Annotated in this window: 9 protein-coding genes; 3 read left to right on the top strand and 6 right to left on the bottom strand. The window is 69.1% G+C overall.

The genetic code is table 11. From position 1 onward, the window contains the following. Window positions 1-44: 44 nt before the first annotated feature. Window positions 45-752: a hypothetical protein gene (locus tag NIE79_RS06470; RefSeq protein WP_238677679.1), complete on the bottom strand. Its 708-nt coding sequence runs from the start codon at window positions 750-752 to the stop codon at window positions 45-47. A 153-nt stretch (window positions 753-905) separates the two neighbouring features. On the opposite strand from NIE79_RS06470, the gene NIE79_RS06465 reads away from it, so the two are divergent. Next, complete coding sequence (locus NIE79_RS06465) at window positions 906-2126, top strand: hypothetical protein (RefSeq protein WP_238677678.1); 1221 nt, start codon at window positions 906-908, stop codon at window positions 2124-2126. A 39-nt stretch (window positions 2127-2165) separates the two neighbouring features. Here NIE79_RS06465 and NIE79_RS06460 read toward each other — a convergent pair whose 3' ends face one another. Continuing rightward, complete coding sequence (locus tag NIE79_RS06460) at window positions 2166-2603, bottom strand: VOC family protein (protein WP_238677677.1); 438 nt, start codon at window positions 2601-2603, stop codon at window positions 2166-2168. Between the two features lie 247 nt (window positions 2604-2850). On the opposite strand from NIE79_RS06460, the gene NIE79_RS06455 reads away from it, so the two are divergent. Further along, a complete protein-coding gene (locus tag NIE79_RS06455) occupies window positions 2851-4977 on the top strand; it encodes an MMPL family transporter (RefSeq protein ID WP_238677676.1) in 2127 nt (708 codons plus the stop codon). Window positions 4978-5003: 26 nt separating this feature from the next. Here the strand turns inward: NIE79_RS06455 and NIE79_RS06450 are convergent, their stop codons facing one another. The 4 genes from NIE79_RS06450 to NIE79_RS06435 form a co-directional block, all read right to left on the bottom strand. Beyond that, complete coding sequence (locus NIE79_RS06450; RefSeq protein ID WP_238677675.1) at window positions 5004-8087, bottom strand: DEAD/DEAH box helicase; 3084 nt, start codon at window positions 8085-8087, stop codon at window positions 5004-5006. A gap of 54 nt (window positions 8088-8141) precedes the next feature. Then, window positions 8142-9056, bottom strand: a complete 915-nt coding sequence (locus NIE79_RS06445) for a phosphotransferase family protein (protein ID WP_274523704.1) — start codon at window positions 9054-9056, stop codon at window positions 8142-8144. A 23-nt stretch (window positions 9057-9079) separates the two neighbouring features. After that, complete coding sequence (locus NIE79_RS06440) at window positions 9080-10540, bottom strand: helix-turn-helix domain-containing protein (protein ID WP_238677674.1); 1461 nt, start codon at window positions 10538-10540, stop codon at window positions 9080-9082. A 121-nt stretch (window positions 10541-10661) separates the two neighbouring features. Next, window positions 10662-11180, bottom strand: coding sequence for a flavoprotein (locus tag NIE79_RS06435; protein WP_238677673.1), 519 nt, complete (start codon window positions 11178-11180; stop codon window positions 10662-10664). A gap of 216 nt (window positions 11181-11396) precedes the next feature. Between NIE79_RS06435 and NIE79_RS06430 the strand changes: the two genes are divergently transcribed. Next, window positions 11397-12503 (top strand): FAD-binding oxidoreductase, encoded by a 1107-nt coding sequence (locus NIE79_RS06430; RefSeq protein ID WP_238677672.1) that lies wholly within the window; start codon window positions 11397-11399, stop codon window positions 12501-12503. The last annotated feature ends 35 nt before the right edge of the window (window positions 12504-12538 follow it).

The following is a 12538-nucleotide window of genomic DNA, read 5'->3' as shown; positions in this document are numbered from 1 at the left end:
CTGGCGGCTGCTCTGGTCTCACCGGAGCGGCCGCCGGCGCCGGGCTACGCGCTGCCGAGTGACGCCTTGGCGGCGTCGATGGCATCGAGCAACTGCTCGTTGTGTTCGAAGCCGTCCTCGACGACGGACATGTTCACCCCGCATTCGCGCTGCCGCGCCCGCAGCAGCGTCTCCTCCACCGGGGCGATCGGGAAGGCCAGCGGATCCAGGCCGGAAACGCGGTTCACGCTGTCCGCGTCCTCGATCTGGAGCCACTTGTTGTACTCGCCCTCGTAGACGATCAGACCGGCGGCGATGCCCTGGGTCCACTGGTCGAACAGAGTGGCCAGGCTGGTGGCGGCACGCACCGAGTCCCACGCGTCGGGCGAGATCTCGTAGCGCCAGATCTCACCCTCGTGCTCGCTAGCCAGGACGAAGGTGAAGATGGCGTACTCGAAATGGAACAGCGGCAGTTGCTGCCGCCAGGGGAACGGCGTGCCGATCGCCAGCCCCAGATCGTCCAGCGCGTCCGGGCCTTCCGGCCAGGACATCAGCCATCCGCCGTTGGGCAGCAACCGCCGCTCGGGCCAGCGCTGCGACTGCAACCAGGTCAGCTGCTGTGCGATGTGGTCCACACCGAAGATCCGGTGGACCACGTCCGGCGGTTGCCCGGTCGGCAACTCGCCTAGGTCGGGCCAGTCGAGACCGGCAGCCGTCGCCGCGAGGCGATAGTCGCGTACCGCGTCCCGCAGCACACCCATGTCATCAAGCATCAGGAAGCTCCTCGCCCGCCGGGGTCCTGGGCAGGCTAGCTTCACCGCACCGACTCTGGTGTCCGTCAATACTCTCCTTTCGGGCGCAACGGGATGCATCGATCCTGGTCGCGTTGCCTGTCACGTACGTGAGCGGTTGTACCGCGTGTGACAGTGACCTCTGTGTCCTGCGCCCCCTGGCGGATCGCCTGGGCCGAGCGCGAGAACGAGCGCCGGCAGCGCGCGTACCGCGACGCCACCGACGCGTGGCGGCGCCGCGACGACCACCTGGCCCGGCTCCGCATCGAAGCCGCCAGCTTCCTCGGGTGTACGCAGCCCCGCACCGGCCTACCGGTGGACCTCGACGACGACGAACTCGTCTTCCGCGTCCTCCCCGTCGCCCAGCTTGTCGAGGCCGAGGCGCGGCACATCCCCGGGCTGCCCAGGCCGGGCGGCTTCTGTTCCTTCGCCGAGGCTTCGGGCGAGGCGCTGCCGGCGGGCCTGCGTGTCGTCGACATCGGGATGGCCGTCGTGACCAGCCAGCGGGTGGCCTTCGGTGGCCGTGAACACCGCCGCGAGTGGCGGTACGCGGACCTGGTCGGCCCCGCCCACCACCCCGACGTGCCGGTCACCCTGCTGCCCGACCGGGGCCGACTCCAAGGGCTGCTGGTCCCGGCGAATGCCTCGGTGAACTTCCGCTTCTACCTCACACTCGCGGCTGCTGGCGATCGTGCCGCCGTCATCGCGCAGGTCGACGAGCTGCTGGCCGCGCACCGAGCCGACCCGCCTGCGCCCCTTCTGTTGGTGGACCCCGACGACGCACCGCTGACCGCGGTACGCCCCGACCGGCGGGCGCTCGGCGCTGCCGCCGTCGCTGCAGTGGTGTTCGTGACGCTCGGCCCGGGCGCTCTGGGGCCCGGCGCGTCAGGTCCTGGCGCGCCGGTGCCCTCGGCGGAGATCGTCGCCCTGGACGTGCCAAGGGTTGGGGCGATCCTCGTTCCGATCGGTCCCGTCGGGCCGGTGGCGCCCAGGTCGCGGGTCGGCTCGGCCGACAGTGCCGTGTGGAGCCCACCGAACGTGTCGTCCGTTCGGCCGCTTGCTGTCTCCACAGTGGCGGAAGCCACTGTCGTGGTGGCCCTGCCGCCGGCCCTGCCGCCAGCCGTCGTCCCGACCCCATCGGCCAGTTCGCTGCCGACGCCTGGGCTGGTCCCCACCACGGACCCGCCCGCGTCAGCCCTGCCGACGCCGCCCGTCGCGTCGGTCTCGCCGACGCCGACCCCGACTGTTACGGCGACCGCGACGCCTTCGCCGGATCCGGGGCTGCTGGCGATCTGCCTGGATCCCCTTCAACTGCCGTTGCTGGACCCGCTGCTCTGCCCATCTCCGGCGCCCTGATCAAGGGTTTTGCGGCTTTCAGTGCTCGCGGCGGTTTGCTCAGTTTGTGGCGCTGAAGTCGGGGACGGTGAGGGAGCCGTCGTCCGCGAGGGTGAAGCCGGGGTTCCAGGCGATCTCCCAGAGGTGACCGTCCGGGTCGGCGAAATAGCCCGCGTAGCCGCCGTAGAAGGTCTCCCGGGCCGGCTTGGTCACCGTGGCACCCGCCTCGGTGGCCGTGGTGATCACCTCGTCCACCTCTTCGCGGGATCGGACGTTCTGGGCGAGGGCCACCCCGCCGAAGCCGTCGGTGCCCGGGTCGGCGATGCCGGCGTCGTCGGCGAGCTTGTCGCGGCCCCACAGAACGACCGCCAGGCCACCGGCCTGGATGAAGACCGTCTCCTCAACCTCCTGGCCACGCCAGCCAAGGTGCTCGTAGAACGCCTTGGCGCGCGCCAGGTCGCTGACGCCAAGGGTGATCAGGCTGATCCGCTGCTCCATGCCCCCAACCTAGTGCGTGATCAGTCACCAGGTGTGGTACCCGGACGGCTGCCTGGTCATCGGCGGCGAGGCTGAAAAGCACGCGCCCGACACTCCCGTGCGTCCGAAAAGGATTAGGCGTGACGGTACGCTGCATGTCGGTAGCGCAGGGTGGTGATCGGGGCGTCTGTGGGCGCCTCGGCCACCAGACGTCGGTTGTGCCGGAAACACGGGGGGAACCATGTTCGAGCGGCTGGGCAGATTCGTCGTGGGCAGAGCGTGGTGGGTGATCGCCGGGTGGGTGGTCGCGGCAGCCGCCATCATCCTCACCACACCGTCCCTGAGCGACATCACCTCCGCCGACCAGGAAAGCTTCCTGCCTCGCTCGTACGAGTCGGTGCAGGCCACCGAGCTGGGGCAGAAGGCGTTCCCGCAGCAGGCCACCGCGACGGCGACCATCGTGGTCAAGCGCGCCGACGGTCAGAAACTCACGTCGGCGGACGAGGCGAAGGTGGGCCAGCTCGCCCAGTCGCTCAAGGCCAAGAACATCCCGCGCACGTCCGGCTACCTGACCGGCCCGCCTGCGGTCGCACCGGACAAGTCGGTGCAGATCATCAACGTCGGGCTCGACGCCCCCACCCCCGACGACCCGGCACTGCTCGACGCCGTGCGCGACCTGCGCGCGGACATCGGCCCGGAGCTAGCGAACAGTGGGCTGACCGCAGGCGTGGCCGGTGACGTGGCGAGCTTCGTCGACAACGAGGACACCTTCAACAACGCCTTCGCTGTGGTCGGCGTCGCGACGATCATCCTGATCATCGGACTGATCCTCGTCATCTTCCGCAGCCCCATCGCGGCGCTGCTGCCCGTGGTGGTCGTCGGCGTCGTCCTGAGCATCACGACGGGTCTTGTCGCCGCCGCAGGCAAGGCATTCGACCTCAGTGTCAGCCAGGATCTGCAGACGATCCTGCTGATCGTGCTGTTCGGCATCGGCACGGACTACATCCTGTTCCTGCTCTTCCGCTACCGGGAGCGGCTGCGCGCCGGCGACGACAAGCGCACCGCGATGATCGTCACCGTCCAGCGGGTCGGCGAGGTCATCACCTCGGCCGCCGGAGCGGTCATCGTCGCGTTCCTCGTGCTGCTCCTCGCCTCGCTGGGCTTCTTCGGCTCCCTCGGTCCGGCGCTCGCGATCGCGGTCGGCGTCATGCTGGTCACCTCGCTCACCCTCATCCCGGCGGTCGTCTCCCTGCTCGGCCGTTACGTCTTCTGGCCCTCGAAGGCGTGGCAGCGTGCGCCCAAGGCCACCATCTGGCACCGGCTCGGCAACACGGTCGGGCGCCGGCCGGCGCTTGTCGCGGCGGCCTCCGGCGTCCTCCTGGTCGCGCTCGCCGCGGGCGTGCTCGGCTACAAGGCCGACTACGACTTCAGCGCCGGCTTCCCGCAGGACACCGAGTCGGCGAAGGCCGCACAGGACCTACAGCGCGGGTTCGCCGCCGGTGCGCTCGCCCCTACCGAGGTCTACCTGACTACCAGCAACGGGTCGCCGTTGAACGAGCAGCAGGTCAACGACTTCGCGGCGGCCGTGGCGAAAGCCCCGGGTGTGGGCCAGGCACAGCCCCCGGAGCGCAGCACCGACCCGAGTGTGGCCCGGGTCAACCTGCTGCTCAACGAGAACCCGGTCTCCAACGAGGCGATCACCCTCGTCCGCGACGACTTGCGCAGTGCCGTGCACGCGGCGGCCCCGCCGGGCACCCGGGCGCTGGTCGGCGGGACCACCGCGATCTTCGCGGACATCAACTCGGCCAACAACCGGGACCTGTCGGTGATCCTGCCGGTCGCGGCCGGCCTGATCGCGCTTATCCTCGCGCTGCTGCTGCGCAGTCTGGTCGCGCCGATCTACCTCGTGATAGCGGTGCTGCTCAACTTCGCCGCCACGCTGGGTGCCACTGTCTACCTCTTCCAAGGGTTGCAGGGCGAGCCCGGTGTCACCTTCCAGCTGCCGATCATCCTTTACCTCTTCGTGGTGGCGATCGGGACTGACTACAACATCCTGATGATCGCCCGACTACGCGAGGAGGCGCGGGAGGGCAATGAGCCGCACCAGGCCGCCGCCATCGGGGTCGAACACGCCGGCCCGACGGTCGCGGCAGCAGGCTTGATCCTGGCCGGGACGTTCGCGGTGCTGCTGCTTGCTCCGATCTCGTTCCTGCAGCAGATGGGCTTCGCGGTGGCGATCGGCATCGTGCTGTCGGCGTTCGTCATGTCGATGTTCTTCGTGCCAGCGCTGACCGCGCTGATCGGGCACAAGGCGTGGTGGCCGGGCCGCGGCGACGAGCGACCGGCCGGCGGGCCGCACGTCCCGCCGGAGCCGGAGGCCGTGGCGAAGGGGTAGCCGGGCGAGCGGACGGACGGCCGATATCAGGCGGCGATGGCCCGAGCTGCGGCGTACGTGTCGGCGGGCAGCGCGTGGTGCAGCTTCCAGAGGATGCGCATGGGTCGGTCGCCGGTGTGCTCCTGGTACGTCATCGGCCCGGCGTAGAGGTACGGCGGTGCGCCCAGGTCGCGGTCGGCGATGCGGGTTTCCCGGACGAAGAGGTGCACTGTCGAGCCGCCCGACGTGTAGCGCTGCCCGGTCGTCGACGCCGCAGAGGTGGTGCTCTGTGACTCCCACTGGAACAGGGTGTCGGTGATGGCCCGGTCGGCGTACATCGTGGTGGGGGAGTAGTGCGCCTCGGACTTGACCAGGGTGACGAAGAACAGGTCGGCCTGGGCGTCGGGCAGCCACTTCACCCCTTCGCGCAGCGACCCGGGGTTGGTCATCCCGAAGGCGGCGCATGCCTCGTTGCGGCTGTACCGGGCGTGCACCCGCAACGGCACCGCACCTGGAGTGGCTGTCGGCGTGACGCGGTGAATGCGGTCCCGCAACACCTCGGCGACCTGCCGCAACTCGGCGCAGCGGGCCGGTTCCTTCCACAGCCGCGCCAGCCGTTCGTCGCGCGACGCGAGGGGCGCGTTCGGCCCCCAGAGGCTGAAGTGCAGCATGTCCAGCAGCCGGCCGCTCCCCGCGTACACCTGCTGACCTGGCGCGGGCGGTCCGGAGGCGACCCGGGTCAGCAGGTCTAGCCGGTCGATGTCGTCGGTGTGCAGCATGCGACCGATGGCCCGGCCCAACTCACGGTCATCGGGACCGGGTGTGGACGTCTCGATGCCGGCGAGGCGCCGCAGCCCGGTCCAGCCGCCAATGCTGGCCGATCGGTACACGTCCTCGATCTCCAGGCCGGTCTCGCGGAGGAACGTCACCAGGGTGACGTCGCCGAGCTGCCGCAGCTCAGACACGAGGCCGGCCTTCGAGGTGGGCAGGGCCGATCGCAGGTTGGCGAGCACGACTTCCTTCGCCACCCGGTCCAGCTCGACGTGGCAGCCACTCGGAAGGCTCGGGAAGTCGTCGCGGACCGCCTCGGTGATCGCCCGCCGGCTGACCCCGGTCAAGGCACGCCAACGCAGGTCGAAGCGGAAGTTGGCGTGCTGCCCACCCATGAAGTCGAGCACCGTGAGGCAGGGCTTGTCGTCGTCGAGGCGCAGGCCACGGCCGAGCTGTTGCAGGAAGATCGTGGCGCTTTCGGTGGGCCGCAGCATCAGGATCGTGTCGACCATCGGCAGGTCAACGCCCTCGTTGAACAGGTCCACCGTGAAGAGCACCCGCAGCTTGCCGGCCTTGAAGTCCCGCAACAGCGTGGCCCGGTCGGTGCCGGCGCGCGAGGTCACCGCCGCCGCCTCGACGCCGTGCTTCCTGAACGAGTTGGCCATGAACTCCGCGTGCCCGATGCTCACGCAGAACCCGAGCGCGCGCATCCGACCAACGTCCACCTTCTCGCGGACCGCGCGTAGCACAGTCCGCGCCCGCGCATCGTTGCCGGTGTAAACGGTGCTCAGCTGCATCGGGTCGTAGCCCTGGCCGCGCTTCCAGGTGAGGTGCGAGAGGTCCTCGTTGTCGTGCAGCCCGAAATACTGGAACGGCGACAACAACTGCCGCTCCAACGCCTCCCACAGGTGCAGCTCAACGGCCGCGCGCCCGTCGAACCACCGGCGCACGTCGCCGCCGTCGGCCCGGTCGGGGGTCGCGGTCAGGCCCAGGAGTACGCGGGGACGCAGCCGTTCCAGCAGCCGCGTGTACGTCGGCGCTTCCGCGTGGTGGAACTCGTCGACGATCACCATGTCGTACGCCTCGGGGTCGACCTCGCGGCGGTGCAGCGACTGGATGGAAGCGAAGACGTGCTTCCAACCGTTCGGCTTCTCGCCCGCGACCAACGTCTCGCCGAAGCTGCCGTCCCCCATGACCTGCCGGAACGTCGACAGACTCTGCCGCAGGATCTGCTCCTGATGAGCGACGAAGAGCAGCGAGTCGGCTCGTCCCGCCTTGTGTAGCCGGCGGTAGTCGAGGGCGGCGACCACTGTCTTACCGGTGCCGGTCGCCATCACCACCAGGTTGCGCCAGCGCCCGTGCACCAGGCGCTCGGCGTCCAGGTCCGCCAGGATCTCGGCCTGATACGGGTACGGGCGCACGTCCAGGTTCGAAATCTGGGTCGGTGCTTCGTCGCGGCGCTCCCCACTCAACGCGTGGCGTAGCCGTTCGGCGTCCCTGGCCGCGTCGTACGTCTCGAACGCCGGATCGTTCCAGTAGTCCTCGAACGTCGCGGTGAACGTGTCGATGACGTGCGGCTGTTCCATGTTCGAGATGCGGACGTTCCACTCCACGCCGTCCACCAGCGCGGTCTTCGACAGATTCGACGAGCCGACGTAGGCGGTAGTGGTGCCGTTGTTGCGGCGGAACAGCCACGCCTTCGCATGCAGGCGGGTCGTCCTTGTTTCGTACGACACCTTGATCTCGGCGCCCAGCTCGGCGAGCCGGTCTAGCGCTCGCTGATCGGTCGCGCCGAGGTAGGTGGTGGTGATGACGCGGACCTTGCCGCCTCTGGCGATCAGCTCGCGGATGGCCGGCTCGACGATGCGCAGGCCGTGCCACTTGATGAACGCGCAGAGCAGGTCGACGCTTTCGGCCGACGCCATCTCGTGGTTGACCTCGTGGCCGATGCGGGGCTGGTGACGGCCATTGACGAGCAGGGCGCCGGTGGAGAGGGGAGTTGTGGGGCGCTGCGGGAAGGCGGGTTCCGCGGGTGGGGTTGGTGGGGCGGCGATGGCGTGGAGCAGGTGTTTGGCGTCGGTTACCTGGTCCTGTTGTGTCGCTGCCTTGGGGCTCAGGGTGGCGATGGCTTCGGCGATCTGGTTCGCCATTGCGATCTGGTGATGGAGCTTGTCGTCTCCGTTCGGAACGGAGTGGAGGGCTCGGGCGGCCAGGGTGGCGATGTGGCGGGCGAGGGTTTGGTGGGCGTCGGCGGGGTCGAGTTTGTGATGTTGGATCAGGGCGGGGTCGACGTGTTGAAGGCGATCGGCCAGCTCACGGGTGATCAGGTGCTCGTAGACACCCCGCTCAAGATCCGTCATCCACGCAATCTAGTTGGTCGTGACGCTTTGAGGCCGACCCTGGCTCACGTCACTTCACGTGTGTCGGCTCGCCGACAGACGTAGTTGATGACGGCTTGGCGCGAGACCTGCGAAGGGCTTCCAACGGGCTTTCGGGTCACCTTCTCGCACTGATTTGAGGCGGTCTGCGAACTCGCCCGCGACACTTGGCGAGTTGCTAATGAGCGGCACGGCGGCGGCGATCATCTTCAATTCGCGAGCTTCTCGCAAGACTGTCCACGACTGGTCCGAGGTCACGTCGTAGCCGTAGACCCTAGCCAGCCCTTCATGTAGGCCCGTGCCTCCGAACCGTGCCTCGCCTACCGCCACCGCTGCCAGGTCGACCTGCCATGGCCCGATGCACGTGGCATCGAAGTCGCACATCACCGCCCGGCCCGATGCCTCTCGCAGCAGGTTGCCGACATGGGCATCCCCGTGGACGAGCTTGGGCTCCTCCCGGTGGCTGAGCGCAACGAGCTGCGGTTCCAAGCGATCGCACCATTTCACCAGGAAGTCGCGGTCATTCGTATCGAGACCTTCTGCGTCGGCCAGGCGACGTCGGGCGTCGCCGACCGGATCCCAGGCCGGGAGTGCAATGGGGGCCACGTCGAGAGCATGGAACTCGCGCAGCACAAGGCCGAGGTCCTCCACCGTTGGAGCAACCGGTGACGGTCGGACGTAGGACCAGACTGAGGCGACGAGGTCGCCGACTCGCACCGGCTGCTCGACATCGGGTGCGAGCCGGATTGTCGGTGCGTCGATCCGAGCAAACCAACGCCCAAGCTGAACTACCTTGGTCACCCGGTCCAGGAGCTGATGGGTTCTCGCGATCCGGATAACGATTCCAGATCGAGGCAGCGCGAAAACCGCATTGTTGGTCAACTGCAGCAAGAGGGCTGTCTCGGGAGAGACACCAAGGATGGCGGCGACGTCCCGCATGGCCGCTGTCATCGCGGCCTGCGAGAACCGCCCGCTCACATGTACGCCATTGCCCGAGTGGCGAGGACACGGTCGAACGCGGCCACCTCCGGAAGTTTCCGATGCCGAGCGAAATCACGGCGCAGATTGATTACTCGATCGACGACCCGCTTAGAACTCATCACCTGCGACTTCTCCAGCACCCGATTACCGATCGCTAACGCGTGCTCGGGCTCGCCTGCAAGGAACAACGCGCTGCACAGCCCGACCTCGTTGAGCACGGTGCTGCGCACGTTCTCCGCGCCGAACGCGGCGATGGAATCTCTGCACCAGCGCACCGCCTCGGACGCGTGCTTTCGGTCTCGTCGTGCCATGTCCCGGTACACGCGCCCGTACTGAGCGAACAACTCGCCGCGGTCGTAGAAGCCCATCCAGTCAGGCTCGCGGTCCTTGTCGACGCGCTCGAACTGGTCGCTCGCCTTCCCGAGGGTTGTCACGGCGGTCTGGTGGTCCCCGAGTGCCGCAGCCGAGGCGGCCTCCGCGCCCCACAGCAGGGCTTTGGCTGCCGGGGTCGCGTGTGACCCGAGCTGCGCGTACGTGAGTTGCAGTGTCGCGAGTGCATCCCGGTTGTGCCGTAGGTGTTGGAGCTGCTTGGCCTGCGCGTACCGAATCATCGCGACCAACGGTGCGTTATCAGCAGTCAAGGCGGCACGCTCGCCGGCGACGAAGTGCCGCTGCGCGTCGTCATGCCTTCCCGCGTCGAGCGCGGTCCAGCCGGCCAATTGTCGAGCTGTCGCCACCGCCGCAATGAGGGGCGATGTAAGCCCAGCCGGGTGCGACCAATCAAGCATCCGGTAGACCGACTCGGCGAACCGGGCCACCTCCCGATACAACAGGCCACCGCCAGATTCCCTGTCCACCGACCGGTACAGCTCCAACACAGCGTTCAGCCGAGCGATATCCGATGTGCCGATTCGCCGAGGCTGGACAAGCTCGTTGCCGCCGAGCAGACCCGCGCCGCCAGCGACAGCGGCGATCGCGGCCAACAAGGCCCGCCGGCCCTCGTCCGGCCCGGCACCCTGTGCCTCGGTTGAGGCGCGAGGGCTCCCGGCTGTCTCGGCCGGTCGCTGCGGCTGTCCAGGGAGGGTGAACCAGAGACAAGATGCTGGTATCCCGAGAAGCTTTGCCCAATGGGCCAAACGATCCAAGTGCACCAGCGGTGGGCCGTTCTCCACGCGACTCAACTGCGCCTGTGTGATCCCAAGCCATCCCGCCACCACGGTCTGCGGCAGCGCGATCCGCCCGTGATACGGATGGCACCGATACGCCCGGATCACCCGCCCCAGATGCCGCTCGGCGAGGGCCTGTCGCACCGGCTCGTGTTCCCAGAAGCTCGCCGGAACCTTCGGCGGTGCGCTCAGCCGGTCCCGCTCGGCGGACTGGCACGGCGTACACCGTCCGCTGTCGTTGTCCCGGGCCAGCCGTCCGCCGCACCGAGGGCAGTTCGCGTGGGTCATCGGCGGCTCCGTCCGTCTCGCCTCATCGAGCGTATCCATTGAACACGCTGCGTGGAGCGCTGGTATACGCGCGACGCATATCGTCAAAGGACCGCCGAACTAGCGAACGGACCACAACCACTCAGGACGCGCGCGCCGCCCGCAGCGCCTCGACGACCACGCCCCAACGCTCCGGACCGTTCACCGACTCCAGCGGTTTCCCGTCCGCCACGACAACGCCGGCAGCGCGCAGCACCTCCAGGTGACCCGCGTACGCCGGATGAGCGGCCAACTCCGCCTTGGTGTGCGGAAACGCAATGATCGGCAATCCCGCTCCCAGCGACTCGTTGAGGACGCCGAGCGCCAGCGTGTCGTTGATGCCCAGCGCCCATTTCGTCACCGTGTTGAACGTGACCGGCGCGGCCAGCACCACATCAGCCGGCGGGTGCGGCTCCGGGTCGCCGGGCATCCGCCACTCCACGCGTACGAGATAGCCGGTCTTGTCTTGCAACGCGGCCCGGTCGAGCCACGTCGCGGCGGTCGGGCTGACGATCATGCACACCCGCCACCCGTCGGCGAGCAGCAGATCGACCAACTCGTCGATGTGTTCCGCCGGACCCGCGGCGCAGACGACCAGATACAGGACCGGGCGTTCCGTCATGCCCGCAGTCTGCCCGATTCGACAGTCGCGACGTCGAGCGCATACCGATCGTGTATGCCGTCAACGATCACCGTGACATGCCGTTGTCCCTGGTCAGCCGCGACAGTCGACGCATGGCCCGGGGCGGGTGCCTTGTCCCGGAGTTGCGCCGGCCCTCAACGGCGCAGCTCCTCCCCGCCCGCCCCGGTGCCAGCCCATCAGCGACTTGGAGCCGGCATGCCCACCGTGATCGACGATGACCATCCGGCCCGCGTGGGCCTGGCCGCCGCCTGGGAGTCGGTCGACGCGCGGGCCGCCGGCGACTTCTGGTGCACCCTCGAAGACCGCCGCCCTGGGTTGCTCCCACAGCGTGACGCGCCGCTGTTCTTCGCCGCGCTGGGCCGCCTCCTGGTCGGCGGCGACGACCCGGCGAACCGGGCGGCGCTGCTCCGGGTGCTCGGCCACGCGTACCGTCACTTCGACCTGCTCCCGCACGCCACCACCATCGGCGACGCGCTGCTCGCGACCGTTGCCCGCCACGCGCGCCCCCTGTGGACGCCGCAGCTCACCATCGCCGCCGACCGCGCCCTGTGCCCCGCCAAGCGCGCCCTCCGTCGCGCCGCCGCGCAGGCCGGCGACGGCCGGGCCTGGTGGCACGTCGAGGTGATCGGCCATGACCGGCCGTCGCCCGACATCGCCATCCTGACGGTACGTCCCTGGCGGCGACTGCCCTTCCAACCAGGTCAGGCAGTGCCGGTCTGCACGCCGCGCCTGCCCGGGCACTGGCGCTGGCTCTCGCCGGCCAACGCCCCACGCGCGGACGGCACCGTCGAGCTGCACGTCCGCGCCGTACCCGCCGGCACCGTCTCCCACCGCCTGGTCCATGACGTACGCCCCGGCGAGCTGCTCTGGCTCGGCCCACCCGTCGACACCGGTCTGAGCCTCGAACCGTCGAGCACGAGCGATCTGCTCCTTGTCGCCGGTGGCACCGGACTGGCGCCGCTGCGCGCCCTGGTCGAACAGGTTGCCGCCGCACCGGACGGTCGGCGGGTGACGCTGATCGTCGGCGCGCGCACCTTCACCGACCTGTACGACGCGATCGCCCTCGACAAGCTGCAGTGCGCCCACGACTGGCTGACCATCGTGCCGGCCCTCTCCGACGACCAGTGCGCGGAGCCGGCCGAGCAAGGCGACGCCCTGACCATCGCCCTCGAACACCACCAGCCCGGCCAGGACATCTACCTCTGCGGCCCACCCGCGATGCTGGCCGGCGCGCGGCCACGACTGCGTGCCCGGGGCGTCCCCGCCGCCCGCATCCACCTGCCCGAAGGCTTCACCCGCTGATGGCTCTGTCTGCGGCAGACGGTCGGGAGTGGTTC

It is taken from the genome of Micromonospora trifolii, assembly GCF_022229005.1.
In the GTDB taxonomy this organism is placed as follows: Bacteria; Actinomycetota; Actinomycetes; order Mycobacteriales; family Micromonosporaceae; genus Micromonospora; species Micromonospora trifolii.
Note: the sequence above shows the minus strand (reverse complement) of the source record. Positions and strands in the feature narration are given on the sequence as shown.